This window comes from Marinobacter alexandrii, assembly GCF_005871205.1.
In the GTDB taxonomy this organism is placed as follows: domain Bacteria; phylum Pseudomonadota; class Gammaproteobacteria; order Pseudomonadales; family Oleiphilaceae; genus Marinobacter; species Marinobacter alexandrii.
In genome coordinates, this window is sequence record NZ_SWKM01000011.1 from 108,537 (window position 1) to 126,206 (window position 17,670).

Consider the following 17,670-nt stretch of genomic DNA (forward strand, 5'->3'; position numbering starts at 1 on the left):
GGACTGAGGATTGGGAGTCTAGGGGCGAGGGAGCGAAAAGATAACGGCCGCAGGCTTCATACGATATATGAACAATATCGATTGATTACGGATTGAGGCCGTTCATGGTAGCGGCGACGCTGTTCACCTGGTTTCGTAGCCAGCGGTGGGCCGGGTCGTTCTGGTTCCGGCGGTGCCACAGCATCAGCAGCGTAAAGGGTTTGAAATCAAAGGGTAGCGGAATCCAGGCGAAGTCCCGGAGCAGGTGCTTGCTCATCAGCTCCGGGGCGGTGGCCAGCATGTCGGTGCCGCGCAGGAACTCGGGCAGGCCGGAGAAGTTGGATACGGTCACCAGGGTGCGGCGGGTCAGGCCGCGGGCCGAGAGCGAGGTTTCCAGGCCAGGCTTTTCGCCCGAGGCAAACAGCAGGGCAATGTGGTCGGCCTTGAGATACTCAGGGAGATCCTTGGGTGCGGCCCGCTGCTTCGGGTCGTAGAACACCACCATGCGGTCAGCCATCAACCCGCGCTGCATGATGTCGGTGGCTTCCGGTGCGTGGGGTGAGATGATCAGGTCGCACACGTCTTTGCGCAGCATGTCGGCATTGGGAATGCCGGAGGGGATGACTTGCAGCCGGATGCCCGGAGCCTCCCGGCGCAGAGCGGCAACCAAGGGTGGTAGCAGCAGGTCGCGCTGGTAGTCGTTGGCGGCAATGGTAAAGGTGAACTCGGCTGTGGCCGGGGTAAACGGTGGACCGGAGGACAGCGAATGCAGGTCGTCCAGGATCTGGCGTATATGCGGCCCAGCCTGCAAGGCGTAGCGGGTGGGCGCAATGCCGCGCCCGGATTTGACGAACAGCGGGTCGCCCAGGGCCTGGCGCAGGCGGTCCAGGGTGTGGCTGACCGCAGACTGGCTGACGCCCAGTTTCACCGCAGCGCGGGAAACGCTGCCTTCGTCGAGGACGGCGACGAAGGTGCTGAGGGCTCGGATATCGAGATTGAATGTATCAACGGGGTTCATGAATGGCAGTTTACTCCAGTGTCATCCCGGTAATCCATGGGTTGGGGCAGGCGTACGGGTTATCTGGTAGGGTTGAATGATTGTTCAAATTCGGAGCTTTTTAAGGGGATTTCAAGATGACTATGCGACTGGCATTTGATGTATACGGCACCCTGGTCGATCCAATGGGTATGTCCGACTTGCTGCAACAGGATGCCGGCGACAGTGCCGGGGCGGTCGCTGCGCTGTGGCGGGAGAAGCAGTTGGAGTTCTCCTTTCGTAAGGGCCTGATGCGGGTGTATGAGGATTTTGGTGTCTGTACCCGGCAGGCGCTGCGATTTGCCATGGCCACCCACAAGTTGCCGTTATCGTCTGAGCGTGAGGACGAGTTGATGACGGCCTACCTGTCGCTGCCGGCGTTTGACGATTCCCTGCCGGCATTGAAAGCCCTGAAAGGCCAGTACCCGCTGTTTGCCTTTTCCAACGGCAGTTATCCGGCGCTGGAGAAGGTGTTGGGCTACAACGATTTGCTGGAGCAGTTTGAGGGACTGGTGTCGGTGGATGACCTGAAGAGTTTCAAACCCGACCCGGCGGTGTATGCCTATGCCCGCCGCAAGACCGGGGCCTGGGATGAGCCGCTGTGCCTGGTGTCCAGTAATGCCTGGGATGTGATTGGGGCCCGGGCGGCTGGGTTGTTGGCGGTTTGGGTGAAGCGGGATTCCGAGAAGGTGTTTGAGGATTGGGGGATTGAGCCTTCGGCGGTGATTGGTTCTTTGAGTGAGCTGCCGGACACCTTGGCCAATCTCTGACTTCGGAGGTGAGGTCACCAAGCGGATGTTTTCAAAACCCGCTCAAGCACATCCCTGTGGCGCTTGAGCTCCGCCATCCATGGCTCCGCACAGTTTTGAAAACATCCACTCGGCGCCCTCGCGAAGTGCCGTTATTGCCGTCCTTTCGCGCTGTTAGTTCGATCGTTCCGCCAGCCACTCCGCCAATTCCAACCAGCTCGCCTTTGGCGCCTTGCTGCCCGCCAGAATACCCATGTGGCCACCGGGTACGACGCGGAAGGTGACGTCGACTGAGCGGATGTGCTGCTGGATCTTGGCCACCGCGTCGGGCATTGCCAGGGTGTCGGTTTCCCCGGCGATGGCAAAGACGCTGGCGGTGACGTTTTCCAGTCGGGCCACATCTTGGCCAATCTGTATTTTTCCCCGTGATGGCTGGTTAGTGATTAACAGGCGCACCACCGCGTCCTGCACGATTCCCCCCGGATAGGCCACCATCCGGTCCAGGAAGGCCGAGGTGGTGGCGTGGTCTGCCACGAATTCCCGGTCGCCGAGTTTTGCCAGTAATTCCCAGTAACCCTTGAAACTGCCGATTGGGTTGGTCAGTTTGAAGCCAATGGTGTTGGCCCAGCCAGGGCTGTGAAACCAGTCTGGCTTGAGATCGTGAAGTTTGAAGCCGGTTCGGCGCTGGACAAAATCCGACGCGCCGGATACTCCCTGGTATAACAGCCCCATGAGCCCGGAGGCGTGGCTGTCGATGGGCGAGCCCACTACGACGGCGTTGCGGACGTGCTGGTCTTTACTGAGTGCCGAGTAGAACAGGGTGAACATGCCGCCCAGGCTCCAGCCGTGCAGCGTCAGTTCCTGTTCGCCGCTGTGTTGGCGTACCCGGTTCAAAGATGCCGGCAGCAGTTCCGCCACGTAGGTGTGCAGGTTGTAGTGGCTGTGAGCCCGGGTCGGCACGCCCCAGTCAATCAGGTACACCTCAAAGCCCTTGGCCCGCAGGAAGCGCACCAGGCTGCGCTGGGGGAACAGGTCGTAGATCAGCATGTTCACCGCCAGCGGCGGGATGACGACGATGGGCGTGCGGTGGCTTTGCTGCTCCACCGGGATCACGGTGTCGTCCAGCTCGATGAAGGCTTCGGCCAGTGGAGGGTAGTAACGCAGGCTGACCAAACCGTCACTGTGCAGGGTTTCGAACGGCGTCTGTCCGGCTTGCACCAGGCTGGCGGCTCGGAATACCCGATCGAAGGCGTTGCCGGCATAGAGGGCGGTTTGCCGGGTCAGCCCCGCGGCTTTGGCGGTGGCGGCTTTGAGCAGGTTTGGCATGGGTGTTTCCATCACGTGTGGTATCAGTATCAGAGTGATCCGCAGTCTGGGTTCACGATAAGGCACCGGGCCAACTGCGGCTATGGCAGATCCGTCCAACCCCGCGGGCAAGGTGGTCACTTTCGGCCACTGCCCAAGTTGTCTGCTGGTTGTTATCATTGCCAGTCATTTTGACGACAATCACAACAGGAATTGCATGCTCAGTTTCCTACCTGCTCCCGTTATCGGCGTTATCAATTCCATCCTGCTAGGAATCAACACCCTGTTCTGGTGCATCCTGCTCTACATTCCGGCGGTGCTGAAGCTGGTGGTTCCGCACAAGGGCTTCCGGGTGCACTGCACCAAGTTGATTATTGCCATTGCCGAGGCGTGGGTCGCCTGTAATGGCGCCTGGATGAAGTTGACTCATGGCACCCGCTGGGACGTCAAAGGCGCCGAAGAGCTGGAAAGGGAAAGCTGGTACCTGGTGCTCAGTAATCACCAGAGCTGGGTCGATATCCTGGCCATGCAGCGGGTATTTAACCGCCGGGCGCCGTTCCTGAAGTTCTTCCTGAAGCAGCAATTGATCTGGGTGCCAGTGATTGGCTTGGCCTGGTGGGGTCTGGATTTCCCGTTCATGAAGCGCTACACCCGGGAATACCTGATCAAGCATCCGGAAAAGCGGGGTGAGGATCTGAAAGCTACCCGCATCGCTTGCGAGAAGTTCCAGCATACTCCGGTCAGTGTGATGAACTTCGTCGAGGGCACTCGTTTTACCCAGGCCAAGCACGACAAGCAGAAATCTCCGTACCAGCACCTGCTGGTGCCGAAAGCCGGTGGAGTCGCGTTCGTACTGGATGCCATGGGGGATTCGATCGAGACCCTGGTGGATGTGACCATCGCCTATCCGGATGGCGCGCCCACGTTCTGGGATTTCATCTGTGGACGGGTGAAGGATATCCGGATGGAGATCCACACGGTCGCCATTCCGAATCACCTCAAGGGCCGGGATTATTCAGCGGACGCGGAGCATCGCAGGAACGTGAAAGACTGGCTGGCGGAACAATGGCGCGCCAAAGACGAACGGCTTGAGCGCATGCTGGGTTGATGCGGCCGGGATGACGACTCAGCTCTGGTCGTCATCCTCCTCCACTTCGTCCGGGTGTTCGCGCTTGTAGCGCTCCCATTCTTCCCAGTCATGAGGCGTTCCCGCGTGGGGCCGGCGCAGGTGCTTGGCGTGCTCCATGGCGTTGTGGCGCAAGCTGTGGTCCCGCTCCTCTTCTTCCGTGTCGAAACCGTATTTTTTCAGGAATTCATCGGGCTTGATGGGCATAACGCACCTCGCTATAGCTCACTAAAACTGCAGCTCTTTCTAGTTACGATGCGCCTGCCCCAGTGGTTTATCAACCGTTGTTGGTGTCGTTACTGCCGCTCTGGATTTCCTCGGCCTCTACCAGTGTGAAATTGATCTGACGACGCTCGTCGTCGACATTGGCAAAGGTGACCTTTACCGGCTGTTCCAACTGGAAGATGCGGCCGTTCTTGTTGTGGATCAGGCGCAGGGTGACTGGATCAAAGCCGTACTTGCCTTCCAGGTCCTTGCAGCTGACGAAACCTTCCAGGCCGTTGGCGTCGAGCCGGACGAAGAATCCGGCCGGTACGGTACGGCTGATGGTTCCGGTCATGGGCGCATCGCCCAGGGTCCGGGCAAAGTCGCTCTTGAGCCAGGCTTCCAGGCTGTTGGCGGCCTGACGCGCGTTGATCTGGGCCTGCTGCAGGGCATCCAGCTGTTCGGAGGTCAGGGCCTTGAGCGGGTGGTCCCAGAGCGCAGACTTGATCAGCCGGTGCACGTAGAAGTCAGAGAACTTGCGCAGCGGTGAGGTGAAGGTGGTATAGGCGTTCAGTCCCATGCCCTGGTGTGGCGCGGGCTGGAAGCCCAGTTCGGCGCGGGCCAGCTGGCGGGAAATAATCGCCTTGACCGGAACCTCGGCCGTCAGTTGTTCGGTTTGGGTCATCAGCTGGCGGAATCCGGCGGCGCTGGTGGCGTCTACCTCGGCCAGCTCCGGGGCGTGGCTTTGCAAGAGCGTGCGGATGTTGTCGATGCGATCGTCCCGGAGCCCGGAATGCTGGATGAACAGGCCGGACGGCTGCTGACTCAGGAAATCCGCCGCGCACCGGTTGGCGGCCACCATGCACTCTTCAACCAGGCGATGGGCTTCATTCTGAACCGACGGTTCAATCAGGCGAATGCGCCGGTTCTCGTCCAGGCGCAAGCGGAATTCCGGCCGATCGCCGCTAAGCAGGGCGTGCTCGGCACGCCATTTGCGCAGGGCAGTGGCGGCCTGGTGTAGCTGGTCCAGACTGTTGGCGACGGCATCGGGCAACGCCTTGATGTCGTCGTCCTCGCGGCCCTCGATCAGGTTGGCCACTAGTTCATAGCTCAGCTTGCGCTGGGAACGGATCACCGCCTGATGGAAGCTGTAGTCACCCAGGCTGCCGTCGTTGTTGACCTGCAGGTCACACACCAGCGCCAGGCGATTCACTTCCGGCATCAGTGAGCACAACCGGGTACTCAGACCGTCTGGCAGCATTGGCAGCGGCTCGCCCGGGAAGTAAATGGCGGTGGCGCGATTAAAGGCTTCCTGTTCGGCGGCACTACCGGGCTCGATCACCGACGTCGGATCGGCGATGGCAATCGACAGGGTCCAACCGGTCGGGTTGGGTTCGGCCAGCAGGGCATCGTCCATGTCCTGGGTGCCCGGGCTGTCGATGGTGACGTAGGGTTGTCCGGTGCGGTCTTCCCGGTCGCTTTCGCGGGCCTGGATATCCTGTTCTCCCAGGCTGTCGACCTGAGCCTGTACCGGTTCCGGCCAGGCGTCCGCCAGATCGAAGGTGGCCAGGGTCAGCGCCCGTTCAATGCCAGGATCACCGGTCTTGCCGATCACCCTCAGGATCTTGGCCTGGCCCTTGCCATCCTTGATCGGATGTTTGTGGATCTCGCAGTAGATGTAGTCATCCGGTTTCGCATTCATGCGTTCTTTCGGCGGAATGAAAATCCAGCGATTGATGCCCGGGGTTTCCGGCACCACAAAGTGACCCTTGCCTTTAATCAGGTAGCGGCCAACGAAGGTGCTCAGGCGGGTTTCCAGAAGTTCGTCCACCGCGCCCTGGGTCTTGCCTTTCTCGACTTCCTGCTCGGTTACGTTGACGCGGTCGCCGGGCAGCACCTTCTGCATTTCTTCCGGGGGCAGAAAAACGTCCCGACCTTCATCCAGGGCAACGAACCCGAAGCGTCCATTGGTGGCTTTAACCGTGCCGGGGAAGACGATCTTGTTGTCGTGGATATCGGATTTCAGCTGGCGCAACTGGCTGATAGCGTCGGCATTGAGCATGAATGAACCTGGCTGTTAAAAAGAATGATGGGCGGAGTATAACGGTTATGGGTCCATGCGTCAGATAGCGGACTTCCCAAACTAGATCTCGGCCCAAAATCGCTGGAGATTGGCCAGGGACTTGGTGAGCAGATCAAATTCAGTGGTTTTGCCTTCGCGTTCAAACAGCTGGCGCCGCGCGGTGTCCAGATCGAACAGCACTTCACGCTGGGCCGGGTCGCGGATGGTGCTCTGAATCCAGCCGATGGCGACACGGCGCTGGCCCTCGCTGACCGGCTCAACCCGGTGCAGGGTGGAGGAGGGATAGACCACCGCCGAGCCTGCCGGCAGTTTGTATTGTTGTTCACCGGCCGTGGTGTCGGTTACCAGTTCGCCGCCCTCGTAGCTGTCCGGATCATCCAGGAACAGGGTAAAGGAAATGTCCGTGCGCAAGCGGCCGGGCCCCCGACCCATCACCGGGTCATCCACGTGGTTGCCGTAGGTCATGCCGTCGCGGTAACGGCTGAACATTGGTGGCGTCATCTTGGCGGGTCTGACTGCCATCTGGAACACCGGGTGTTCGGTCAGGGCTTTTTCCACCTCTGCTCGCAGGGCGCGGGCGGCGTCGTCGGCCATCTGCATCTGTTCGTTGTTCTTGACCAGGCGAGCATGCCAGCCGGCGGTCTTACGACCGTCATCGAAGCTGCCATTGTCGAGCGCGGCGCGAACGCGTTTGAGCTGATCAGCGTTCAGGATCTCGCCAATACACAGAATCATGGACGTACTCCAGTTAAGAATGCTAACAATTTGCAAATGAGACAAGGGATGATTCATCATGCATCACCATGAACGAGCCTTCAATAATACCGCCGTTGGCTAAGCGAAACGGCGGAGTTCAGACAGGAGCAAGTAAATGAAAAACCAGACTTTAAAACTGTGGACCGGGATCGGTATGGCCACGCTCATCGCGGGCTGTGGCACCTTGGGTGGTGAAGGCGGCGAAGGCGGCGAGCACCACGACGATCAGTTGCACGCTTCCGCCCACGGCGGCGAAGGCGGTGAAGGCGGTGAACACCATGGCGGTGAAGGCGGTGAAGGTGGCGAACACCATGGCGGTGAAGGTGGCGAACACCATGGTGGAGAAGGTGGAGAAGGTGGAGAAGGTGGTGAAGGTGGCGAAGGTGGAGAAGCCGGAGCTGCGTTTAGTTACTTTGCGGCCGGAGGCGAAGGTGGCGAAGGTGGTGAAGGTGGTGAAGGTGGTGAAGGTGGTGAAGGCGGAGAAGGCGGCGAGGCCGGCAGCTCTGTTTCGTCAGTCACCTCCGACGGTGCCTATGTGGCCATGCTGCAGATGATGCAGGGACACCTGCTGGCGGCCCGCGAGCTGATTAAATCCGGCGACGTGGCCGAAGGCCGTCCGCATCTTACTCACCCCTTTGTTGAGGTTTACCCGATGGCCGAGCCGGGCCTGGAACATCGCGGCCAGAACGCGCTGGGTGGACACCTGAAAGTACTGGCGGAAAAATCCGGTGGTATCCAGGACTGGAGTGACATCAATCAGCAGTTCCAGGCGGCCTGGATTGCCATTGAAAAAGCGGTGTCTAACGCCGATGAGCAAGGCCTGAGTAGCGCGACCGTATCCAAGGTAGTCCTGTCGCTGACCAAGCAGGCGGTGCTGGAGTATGACGAAGCACTGGATGAGGGTCAGTTCGTGGCCGTGCACGAATACCAGGACGGTCGCGGCTTTGTCCGTGCCGCCCGCGAATACCTGGACGGCCAGCAGGCGCTGTTGAAACGGGATAACAAAGAAGCGTGGCGTATGGCCAGCGAGGCTCTGGATGACCTGCAGAAAGCCTGGCCGACCGCCGTGCCGCCCGAGCAGCCGGTGGTGCCGGTGTCCAATCTCTATGCCGCGCAAGCGCGCCTGGAGCTTGCTCTGGCCCCCTACCTCTTCTGATCCGAGTTACAAGACCGGGGCCATTGTGGCCCCGGCTCTTTTACTGATATTCCAATCCTGTACTGCGCTTTCTAGGCTACTGTTTCCGGACTATTGATTGTGCTCGGAAAAGACCTTGGTCTGGCCCATCTCGTTGAACAGCAAAACCTTATAGTGATCCTTACGGTCACCCATTTCCATGCCAGGTGAGCCTACCGGCATACCCGGCACGGTTAACCCCCGGGCCTGCGGTGCTTCGGCGATCAAGCGTCTGACATCATCCGCGGGTACGTGGCCTTCGATTACGTAATCGCCAATAAACGCGGTATGACAGCTCGACAGTGACCGTGTAAGCCCTGCCTTTTGCTTGATCGGATTCAGGTCGTTGGTTTCGGTCACTTCCACGTCAAAGCCGTTACTCTCTAGGTGCTTGACCCAATCGGTGCAGCAGCCACAGGAGGGCGATTTGTAGACGTGAATACTCTGGGCAGCACCGGCGGCCAGCAGCGGCGTGCTGAATCCCAGTGCCGCTGTCAGGACAAGTCCAAGGGCTTGTGATTTCATGAGAATGTCCTTGTGCAATAGTGTGTTAGTGATGGTTGTGGTCGTGACTAGAGCTTTTCCCGGTTGAAGGAGAGAGCCAGAACCACCAGACAATTGCGGCCATGAGGACGATGCCACAAGCGTTGACTAGAAAGTTTTCCATCAGTTCCGCACCTCGTATGAATTCTGATCAAATTGCGCCGTTACCTGCTCTGGATGCTGGCTCGTTTTGAACAACCGCAACCGGTTCGCGTTGGAAACCACGGTGACCGACGACAGGGACATGGCGGCCCCGGCCAGGATCGGGCTCATCAGGATGCCCCACATTGGGTACAGCAGGCCGGCGGCGACAGGAATACCCAGGCTGTTGTAAACAAAGGCACCGAACAGGTTCTGGTGGATGTTTTTCACGGTCGCCCGGGAAATTTCAATGGCATCGGGTACCCCGTGCAAGGAGCCGCGCATCAGGGTGATGCCCGCGCTTTCAATGGCGACGTCGGTGCCGGTACCAATGGCAAAGCCGACATCGGCGGCGGCCAGGGCGGGGGCGTCGTTGATACCGTCACCCACCATGGCCACAGTATAGCCTTTGCCACGCATGGCACTGACTACTTCGGCCTTGTCCTCCGGGAGTACTTCCGCCCGGTAGTCGTCGATCCCGGCTTTGGCGGAGATGGCCTTGGCGGTGGCGTCGATATCTCCGGTCACCATCATCACTTTGATACCGGCGTCGTGCAGGCGTGCGATCGCGGCCGTGGAGTCGGCTTTGATGGCATCGGCGACACCGATAACTCCGATGACGTCGTCACCAAGAGCCACGAACAACGGTGTGCCCGCTTCCTCGGTTATGGCTCGGGCCACCTCATCCAGATCCGGGAACTCAACCCCTTCATTTTCCAGCCAGCGACGGTTGCCCAGACGCAGGGTCTGACCGTCGACAGTGCCCCGGACGCCTTTGCCATTCAGGGCTTCGAAGTCACGGACTTTCTCGATGGCAACGCTCTGTTCACTGGCCCGGGTGACAATCGCTTCCGCCAGCGGGTGCTCGGAATGTTGTTCCAGCCCGGCTGCCAGGCCCAGTAGCCGGCTATCATCGCCGCTCACCGAATACACCCGGGTTACGGTCGGGCGACCCTCGGTAATGGTGCCGGTCTTGTCCAGAATGACCAGATCGAGTTTGCCCGCGGTCTGCAGGGCATCGCCCTGACGAATCAGTGCACCGTACTCGGCGGCCTTGCCGACACCGACCATCACTGACATGGGTGTCGCAAGCCCCAGTGCACAGGGGCAGGCGATGATGAGTACGGTGGTAGCCGCTACCATCATATGCACCACCGCCGGCTCCGGCCCAACGTTGAACCACACCAGAGCGGCGACTACAGCAATCAGCATGACCGTGGGCACAAACACTGAGGAAATCCGGTCCGCCAGCCGGCCGATCGCCGGCTTGGAGCCCTGGGCTTTCTTTACCAGCTTGATGATCTGGGCCAGAGCGGTGTCACTGCCGACGCGGGTAGCTTCATAGATAATGGCACCGTGGGTGTTCAGGGTGCCGGCGGAGACACCGTCACCCTCGCCTTTGCTAACCGGCATGGGCTCACCGGTGAGCATGCTCTCATCGATCCGGGTGGCCCCCTCGGAGATCACCCCGTCTACTGGCAACTTTTCACCCGGACGAACACGGATGAAGTCGCCCTTGATCACCTCCTCCACTGGAAGGTCCCGCTCTTCCCCGTTGCGCAACACCCGGGCCGTTTTTGCCCTCAGATCCAATAGCCGTCGCACCGCTTCGGAAGTCTTGCCTTTGGCACGCAATTCCAGCGCCTGGCCCAGATTGATCAGGCCGATGATCATTGCCGAGGCCTCGAAATACACATGCCGCGCCATTTCTGGCAGTGCGTCCGGGACACTGGCAACCACAATGGAGTAGAGCCAGGCCGTGCCGGTGCCCAGAGCAATCAGGGTATCCATGTTGGCGTTATGGTGCAGGAACGCTTTCCAGGCACCGGTGTAGAAATGCCCGCCGGTGGTGGCCATGACCAGCAGGGTAAGCGCGCCGAGTCCAAGCCAGAGGCTCTGGTTGGCTTCGGTCACCATCATGGTGCCGAAGCCCATGCCCCAAACCATCAGGCCAACACCGAGCGTCAGACTCAGCGCCATCTTGATCAACAAGGTGCGGTAGAGCGTGCGATCTTCTTCCTGCCGGCGTTCGTCGGCTTCGTCTTCATTTTCGATGACCCGGGCGCCATAACCTGCGGTCTCCACGGCCCGTACCAGAGCCTGCGGGTCGGCTTTTCCCGAGGCGGTGGCGGTGTTATCGGCCAGGTTCATGTGTGCTCCGGTGACCCCCGGTACCGAATTCAGTGCCTTCTCAATGGTGCTTACGCAGGAGGCGCACGTGGCCCCGCTCACCGATAGGGCAACCTGATCATCGTTGTCAGTCGAAGGGGTAGCGCCGGCGCTGGAATCCTGGACCAGCGCAGTGTCGGCCGGCGGCGCTGATGCCTCCTGACCCGCACAGCAACTTGCCGGTTTTGGGTCGGCCGAGGATACCGGGTGCGCCGGGTACCCGGCCTCGGAGACCCGGAGCGCAGCCTCGTCACGGTCAATGTTATCCGGCAGCGCGACGGTCTGGTGCTCCAGATCCACCTCAATCAGGTTCTTATCGCCAGTGACCGGTTCCAGCGCCGCACGAATCCGGTTGGTGCAGCCCTGACAGGTGGCACCGGAAATGGACAATGCGGTCTGCAGTGTTTTTGTCTCAGCCACGGTTGCTTACTCCTTGTTTCCGTTCACGGCTGATGTGTTCACCGTGGGCGTGTCGTCCCAATGCTCAATCAGCCGGCAAATGGTGTGGCCGTCCGGCGTGCCGTCAGGCATGTGCTGCCAGGCTGTCAGGGCAGAGGTCATGCGCTTGCGCAGCGCCTGGAGTTCACTGATTTCCCGCTCAACTTCGGCCAGGCGCTGTTCAAAAACCTCGCGCACCATGGGGCAGGGCGAATGATGATCCTCGGCTTGATCCAGAATGGCCCGGATCTCTGGCAGCGAAAATCCAAGCTGCCTGGCCTTGCGTGCAAAACGCAGGCGCCGCAGGTCATCGGCGTCGAACTGCTGGTAGTTGTTGTCCGGATTCCGGCTTGGGTTTAACAGCCCTTCGCGGGTGTAGAACCGCACGGTATCCGGATTGACGGCAGCAGCGTTTGCTATGTCTTTGACTTTCATAGCTAAAACCCATCCAGAAGGTTGAGCAAGTGACTGGCTGTCTGCCCTTCCGAAACTGTGCGTAGCCATAGATGGCGGAGCTCAAGCGCCACAGGGATGTGCTTGAGCGGGTTTCGGAAGGGCAGACAGTCAGGCGCGGACAGTACCCAAGCGGGCACGTCATGCACGACAGTAAAGCGTATAGGAAACAATAAAACCTGTGAGCAACTCACAGGTCAATGGTTTTTTAGAAGGAGCTTACTGGCCTTTGGAACGCAGGAAGGTACCGCAGGTTTTACACTGGTCCGGCGCCATCAGCTTGGCTTGCCAACCGATCTTGTGGCCACAGGCAGGGCAGGTCAGCCGAAGTTGCAGCACGATGATGGGGGCAACGATCGCCGCAAGCAGCAGGCCGAGCGGGCCCCAGCTGGTGCCGCTGGACAGACCCAGCTGACTGCTGAACACCAGGATGATGATCAGGGCCAGAAAGGCGAGGATGAAATAATTGCGGTTCCAGCGCTCCCAGCGCCGGATATCACGATCCTGTTCTGGAGTCAGGTATTTCGACGTCATAACAACTTACCGGGGGAATGTGTCTCTAATGGTGGGGTTGGCGTGCCCTGATTACAATTCTGAAGTCACGGCAATACGCTTCAGCAGCGAGCCGTCGGCCATGGCGTGCTCAAGTTTTGCCGCAGGAATGGGCCGACTGATCAGATACCCTTGGGCAACATCGCAGTGATTGTTCTTCAGGAAAGTCAGCTGCGCCTCGGTTTCAACACCCTCGGCGACCACATCCATCCCCAGGTTATGGGCCAGATTGATCACTGCGCGAGTGATGACAGCGTCGTCATGACGATTGGTGACTTCATTGATGAACGACCGGTCAATCTTGAGCACGTCGACTGGGAAGTCCCGCAAATAACCGAGCGAAGAATAACCGACACCAAAATCATCAATCGCCAGATGCACGCCCAATTGTTGCAACCGGGACAGCTGATTGAGGTTGCGCTCTATGTTCTGGATGAACACCTCTTCCGTCAGTTCCACTTCCAGGCGGTCGGCAGGAACATTCTCGGACTCCAGGGCCTCGCGAATGTGGTTCACCAGCTCATCGTCGTCCAGTTCTCGCCCGGACAGGTTTACCGCAATCCGCAGGTGTTCGTAAGGCGTGCCTTGCCAGCGGGCGAGCTGGCGGCAGGCCGCCATCACCACCCAACGACCAATATCGGTAATGCGGCCGCTCTCCTCCGCCAAGGGAATAAAGTCGACCGGTGACAACAGGCCACGGCGTGGGTGCTGCCAGCGAATCAGCGCCTCAACACTGTTGATTTCACTCCGATCCAGATCCAGTTGTGGCTGGTAGAACAGAACAAATTCATCATTGCGAAGGGCCTGGCTCAAATCCTTGTCCAGTTCCAGGCGCATGACTTCCCGGTCCTGCATGCCCTCAGTGTAGAACTGATAGGTGTTGCGGCCCTGATCCTTGGCACGGTATAGGGCGATGTCCGCATTTCGCAACAGCGTATCGGCGTCGAGGCCACTGTGTGGATAGACTGCGATGCCCATGGTGGCGGTCACATTGAAGCCTTGCCCCTGGATTTCGTAGGGAGCCTCGAAGCATTGTTTGACCTGCCCCAGCAGGTGAATGACATCATCGACGCTATCTACCTGCTGCTGACACAGCATGAATTCATCTCCGCCGGAATAGGCCACCAGAATGCGCTCGTTGCTTAAACCGTTAAGCCGCTCCGAGACCTTGATAAGAAGCTCATCACCGAACTGGTGGCCCAGGGAATCATTGAGCATCTGAAATCTGTCCAGGTCCAGCAAGACCAAGGCAACCTGACGCATTTGCCGGTCGGCAATGCTCAGAGTGTGTGCCAGATCCTCCATAAAAAATCGTCGGTTAGCGAGCCCGGTGAGGGTGTCCGTTGATTCCAGGCGGGCCACATCCAGTTGGATCGTCTTTCGCTGATCGATTTCCCGCTCTAACTCTCTCCGGGTTTTCAGCAATGCCTGATTGCGCTTCAGGATCACTTGAACCAGTAAGGTGGTCAGGCTGGTCAGCAGCCCGAGCAAGGACAAGGAACCGAACGTCATGGCTGGCCAGTCACTACGCTGACTCTGGACCCAATCTTTTGTCGGGCGCAGAGTGAACGACCAGTTCAGCGTGGGCAGGTTCACCGGCTCGGTATGGGAAAAAACTTCACTGGTATCATCCGATGGCTTCAACTGGTAGGTTGGCGCGCCGTCGCTGAGAAGTTCGATACTGAATGATTCAAGAACACGGCTGCTGAGCATCTGCTGGGTCAGAACTCGCATTCGAAAGACACCGGCCACGAATCCATTGTTGGCTTTTCCGGTGTCAACAGGTGCGTAAATAACCAAGCCCTGGCCGCCCTGTTTCAGGTTGATGACGCCGGAGATATCGAAAGTGCCGGAGGCTCTGGATGATTCGAGGGCTCGTCTGCGTTCCTCGGAGAACGCAACGTTGAATCCGATGACATCCTGGTTGCCTGCAATGGGCTCAAGCCAACGAATGATGAAATCGCGATCAATCCACTCAATGGCTTGATAAACGCCAAAGTCTTCGAGGTAATGGCGCGCATCCTCACGCCATGCTGCCTGCGAAGTCTCGGGCGAGGCCGCCAAACGTTGAGCCATACGCTGTATGGCTTGGGCGTGGATGATGAACTCGCGCTCAAGGCCATTGGCCATGGCGTGGGCCTCGTTCATCAGGTTAGCGTTGATCTGCCGATCGTCCTGTTGTTCAAGACCGTGGCGCAGAACGGCCGCCAGCGTAAGAAATAGCAGAAGTATCAGCACCGGAAAGAAGGGACTCAACAGACCTCGCACGAGGATTCTGGTGGCTGATGCCGGTTTGCTCACACGATACTCCATCACTGAAACGTTCCGAACCCGGACATTGGCTCGGGGAACGATTATGGCAGAGCTGTGCAGTGTGTCACAGCCCGGAAAAGAAAGTGTGAACTGGTTCTCACTTATTGATGGTTAAATCAGGCCAATACCGGGGGCAGGCCCAGGCGGGGAATTTCCTGTTTGGGGCAGCGATCCATTACCGTGACCAGGCCGGCAACTTCGGCCCGGGCAACGCCGGCTTCGTTGATCACGCCAATCTGCAGCCAGAGCACGGGAATCCTGAGGGCAATGGCCTGATCAATGATGGCATCGGTGCGCTCCGGAGCCAGGAACACATCCACCATGTCGACCGGCTCCGGCAGAGACGGCAGATCGGCCACCACGGTTTCGCCCAGCAACTGGCGCCCGGCGATCCGGGGATTTACCGGAAGCACCCGGTAACCCTGTTGCTGCAGAAAGACCATGACCTCGTGGGACGGGCGGTTGGTCTTTTCGCTGGCGCCGACCAGGGCAATGGTCCGGACGTTTTCCAGAATGGCCCGGAGCTGGGCCGGTGAGCTGTGTGGCATGGCTGTTTGCTACCCGCGTTGTTAGCGATGGGCCTCGAGACAGACCGAGACGGATTCGGCGTAACGCAGCGCGTGGGGCTTATCAATTTCGACCTGTGCCCACTGCACCGCCGCGTGCTCCATGACAATGCTTAGCACCTCGTGAGTCAAGCGCTCAAGCAGGGCGAACCGATTGCCGTCCACATGGTGAATGACCTGCTTGGTGATCGTTCGGTAATTCAGGGCCGCTGAGATTTCGTTCTCGTTGATGGCGTCAGTCGCATCGTAGGTCAGACAGACATTGATCAGTACATCCTGCTGGTTGTTGATCTCCTCTTCCTTGATGCCGATGTAGGCTCGGAGCAGCAGGTCTTTAATACGGACCCGGGCCTGATGGTTGCCGGTTACGTCTGTCATAGCGCCTCCGTTATCCGGTTGGGATCAGCGGTTGTTACCAATGAGATTCAGGAACTCGGTACGAGTAGCCTGGGATTTCCGGAACTGGCCCAGCATCATCGAGGTCTTCATGCGCGAGTTCTGCTTCTCTACGCCACGCATCATCATGCACATGTGCTGAGCCTCAATGACCACGGCGACGCCCTTGGCATTGGTGACTTCCTCGATAGCTTCCGCGATCTGTCGCGTCAGGTTTTCCTGAATCTGCAGCCGCCTGGCATACATGTCGACAATACGAGCAAACTTGGACAGTCCAAGCACCCGCCCTTGGGGTAAATAAGCGATGTGGCACTTGCCGATGAATGGCAGCATATGGTGTTCACACATGCTGTACAGCTCAATGTCCTGGACCATTACCATCTCATCCATGGCGGATTCGAACACGGCGTTGTTGACCAGGTCGGACAGGCTCTGCTGATAACCCTGGGTGAGAAACTGCATGGCCTTGGCGGCGCGCATGGGGGTGTCTTGCAGACCTTCGCGGTCGGTGTCTTCACCGAGCCCATTGATGATGGCGCTATAGTGACCTGCGAGGTCGTCAAGGAGTTTGGTCATAGTTAAGTCCGATCTGCTGTGTCTTACGAGGGCCAAAGCTTAAGGTAATTTGTCTGTCATCTCTACGCTTTACGAGGCGAGTAAGGGAAAAGACCACTTTCAGTTCACTGCAATCAGAAACGGGACAGCGGCTATGGCAGCCAGCGCGTGATTGTTTTACAGTTTGGGGCTGGAAAATCGCCGGGGATAAAGGATGGAACAGGTGATCGCCAACGACCGTAAGGCCGTGCCCAGGCACGAAGAGGGCACCCTGGAAGGGTGGCAGCAGGGAGGCAAGTGGTTCAAGTACGAAGGCCATGCCATATTCAGCCGTATGGCCGGCCAGGGCGAACCCTTGGTACTGATACATGGCTTCCCCACCGCCAGTTGGGACTGGAGCCGGATCTGGCCCATGCTGACTCAGCAATACAATGTACTGACACTCGATATGCTCGGGTTTGGGTTCTCTGACAAGCCGATCAGCTACCCCTACAGCATTGAAGATCAGGCGGACCTTTTACAGGGCTGGATTGAGGGTTTGGGGCTCACATCGGTGCATCTGTTTGCCCACGACTATGGCTGCAGTGTGACGCAGGAACTGCTGGCCCGTGAGCAGGAGGGCGGGCTGCCGTTTTGTATTGCGAGTATCTGTTTCCTGAATGGAGCGCTTTTCCCGGAGGTCCACCAACCCCTGCTCATTCAGAAGCTCTTGCGCAGCCCGTTTGGCGGATTGATCAGCCGTGGCTTGACCCGCCGAACCTTTGAGCGCAATTTTCGCCGCTTGTTTGGTAGCCAAAATCCGCCTGATCAGGTCGATATGGAGGATTTCTGGCACCTGCTGACCTACAACAACGGCCGAGGCATTCTGCATCACCTGATTCAGTTCATGGAGGAGCGGCGCTGTCACCGCAATCGCTGGGTGGGGGCGCTGCAAAACGCCAGCCAGCCGATGCGCCTGATTTCCGGTGCCGCGGATCCGGTTTCGGGCGCCGCCATGGCGCGGCGTTACCGCGAACTGATCGCCAATCCCGATGTTGTCAGCCTGAGGAGCATCGGGCACTACCCCCATTTTGAATGCCCATGGGATGTCTTTGGGGCCTATCGGGAATTCCGCAAGCGGGTCGGCTGAGGA

General features: G+C 58.9%; 17 protein-coding genes. 4 read left to right on the forward strand and 13 right to left on the reverse strand.

Annotation, left to right across the window (positions count from 1 at the left end; all coding sequences use genetic code 11):
- Nucleotides 1–85 precede the first annotated feature (85 nt).
- Nucleotides 86–997, reverse strand: coding sequence for a LysR family transcriptional regulator (locus FCS96_RS00715; RefSeq protein ID WP_138438337.1), 912 nt, complete (start codon nt 995–997; stop codon nt 86–88).
- 116 nt (nt 998–1,113) lie between these two features.
- Here FCS96_RS00715 and FCS96_RS00720 point away from each other — a divergent pair, with 116 nt between their 5' ends.
- A complete protein-coding gene (locus tag FCS96_RS00720) occupies nt 1,114–1,785 on the forward strand; it encodes a haloacid dehalogenase type II (RefSeq protein WP_138438338.1) in 672 nt (223 codons plus the stop codon).
- A gap of 153 nt (nt 1,786–1,938) precedes the next feature.
- Here FCS96_RS00720 and FCS96_RS00725 read toward each other — a convergent pair whose 3' ends face one another.
- Nucleotides 1,939–3,090, reverse strand: a complete 1,152-nt coding sequence (locus FCS96_RS00725; RefSeq protein WP_138438339.1) for an alpha/beta fold hydrolase — start codon at nt 3,088–3,090, stop codon at nt 1,939–1,941.
- Nucleotides 3,091–3,286: 196 nt separating this feature from the next.
- On the opposite strand from FCS96_RS00725, the gene FCS96_RS00730 reads away from it, so the two are divergent.
- Complete coding sequence (locus FCS96_RS00730; RefSeq protein ID WP_138439589.1) at nt 3,287–4,177, forward strand: acyltransferase; 891 nt, start codon at nt 3,287–3,289, stop codon at nt 4,175–4,177.
- Nucleotides 4,178–4,195: 18 nt separating this feature from the next.
- On the opposite strand, the gene FCS96_RS00735 is transcribed toward FCS96_RS00730, so the two are convergent.
- The 3 genes from FCS96_RS00735 to FCS96_RS00745 all read right to left on the reverse strand — a co-directional run bounded on the left by FCS96_RS00735 (nt 4,196) and on the right by FCS96_RS00745 (nt 7,217).
- On the reverse strand, nt 4,196–4,402 hold the full coding sequence (locus FCS96_RS00735; RefSeq protein WP_138438340.1) for a hypothetical protein: 207 nt from the start codon (nt 4,400–4,402) through the stop codon (nt 4,196–4,198).
- Nucleotides 4,403–4,472: 70 nt separating this feature from the next.
- Nucleotides 4,473–6,461, reverse strand: a complete 1,989-nt coding sequence (locus tag FCS96_RS00740; protein ID WP_138438341.1) for a ribonuclease R family protein — start codon at nt 6,459–6,461, stop codon at nt 4,473–4,475.
- An 81-nt stretch (nt 6,462–6,542) separates the two neighbouring features.
- Nucleotides 6,543–7,217 carry a Fe2+-dependent dioxygenase gene (locus tag FCS96_RS00745; protein ID WP_138438342.1) on the reverse strand — a complete coding sequence of 225 codons (675 nt, stop codon included), beginning with the start codon at nt 7,215–7,217 and terminating at the stop codon, nt 6,543–6,545.
- A gap of 136 nt (nt 7,218–7,353) precedes the next feature.
- Here FCS96_RS00745 and FCS96_RS19995 point away from each other — a divergent pair, with 136 nt between their 5' ends.
- Nucleotides 7,354–8,394: a hypothetical protein gene (locus tag FCS96_RS19995; protein WP_171040634.1), complete on the forward strand. Its 1,041-nt coding sequence runs from the start codon at nt 7,354–7,356 to the stop codon at nt 8,392–8,394.
- 90 nt (nt 8,395–8,484) lie between these two features.
- Here FCS96_RS19995 and FCS96_RS00760 read toward each other — a convergent pair whose 3' ends face one another.
- The 8 genes from FCS96_RS00760 to folE all read right to left on the reverse strand — a co-directional run bounded on the left by FCS96_RS00760 (nt 8,485) and on the right by folE (nt 16,559).
- On the reverse strand, nt 8,485–8,937 hold the full coding sequence (locus FCS96_RS00760) for a DUF411 domain-containing protein (RefSeq protein WP_138438344.1): 453 nt from the start codon (nt 8,935–8,937) through the stop codon (nt 8,485–8,487).
- A gap of 141 nt (nt 8,938–9,078) precedes the next feature.
- Nucleotides 9,079–11,685 (reverse strand): heavy metal translocating P-type ATPase, encoded by a 2,607-nt coding sequence (locus tag FCS96_RS00765; RefSeq protein ID WP_138438345.1) that lies wholly within the window; start codon nt 11,683–11,685, stop codon nt 9,079–9,081.
- 6 nt (nt 11,686–11,691) lie between these two features.
- Nucleotides 11,692–12,138 (reverse strand): MerR family transcriptional regulator, encoded by a 447-nt coding sequence (locus FCS96_RS00770; protein ID WP_138438346.1) that lies wholly within the window; start codon nt 12,136–12,138, stop codon nt 11,692–11,694.
- A gap of 237 nt (nt 12,139–12,375) precedes the next feature.
- Nucleotides 12,376–12,690 (reverse strand): hypothetical protein, encoded by a 315-nt coding sequence (locus tag FCS96_RS00775; protein WP_138438347.1) that lies wholly within the window; start codon nt 12,688–12,690, stop codon nt 12,376–12,378.
- A gap of 51 nt (nt 12,691–12,741) precedes the next feature.
- Nucleotides 12,742–15,021, reverse strand: coding sequence for a bifunctional diguanylate cyclase/phosphodiesterase (locus FCS96_RS00780; protein WP_138439591.1), 2,280 nt, complete (start codon nt 15,019–15,021; stop codon nt 12,742–12,744).
- A gap of 116 nt (nt 15,022–15,137) precedes the next feature.
- Complete coding sequence (locus FCS96_RS00785) at nt 15,138–15,569, reverse strand: CoA-binding protein (protein ID WP_138438348.1); 432 nt, start codon at nt 15,567–15,569, stop codon at nt 15,138–15,140.
- Between the two features lie 21 nt (nt 15,570–15,590).
- Nucleotides 15,591–15,965 carry a dihydroneopterin triphosphate 2'-epimerase gene (gene folX / locus FCS96_RS00790; RefSeq protein WP_138438349.1) on the reverse strand — a complete coding sequence of 125 codons (375 nt, stop codon included), beginning with the start codon at nt 15,963–15,965 and terminating at the stop codon, nt 15,591–15,593.
- Nucleotides 15,966–15,989: 24 nt separating this feature from the next.
- Nucleotides 15,990–16,559 (reverse strand): GTP cyclohydrolase I FolE, encoded by a 570-nt coding sequence (folE, locus tag FCS96_RS00795; RefSeq protein WP_138438350.1) that lies wholly within the window; start codon nt 16,557–16,559, stop codon nt 15,990–15,992.
- Nucleotides 16,560–16,752: 193 nt separating this feature from the next.
- On the opposite strand from folE, the gene FCS96_RS00800 reads away from it, so the two are divergent.
- Nucleotides 16,753–17,667 carry an alpha/beta fold hydrolase gene (locus tag FCS96_RS00800; protein ID WP_138438351.1) on the forward strand — a complete coding sequence of 305 codons (915 nt, stop codon included), beginning with the start codon at nt 16,753–16,755 and terminating at the stop codon, nt 17,665–17,667.
- Nucleotides 17,668–17,670: the final 3 nt, after the last annotated feature.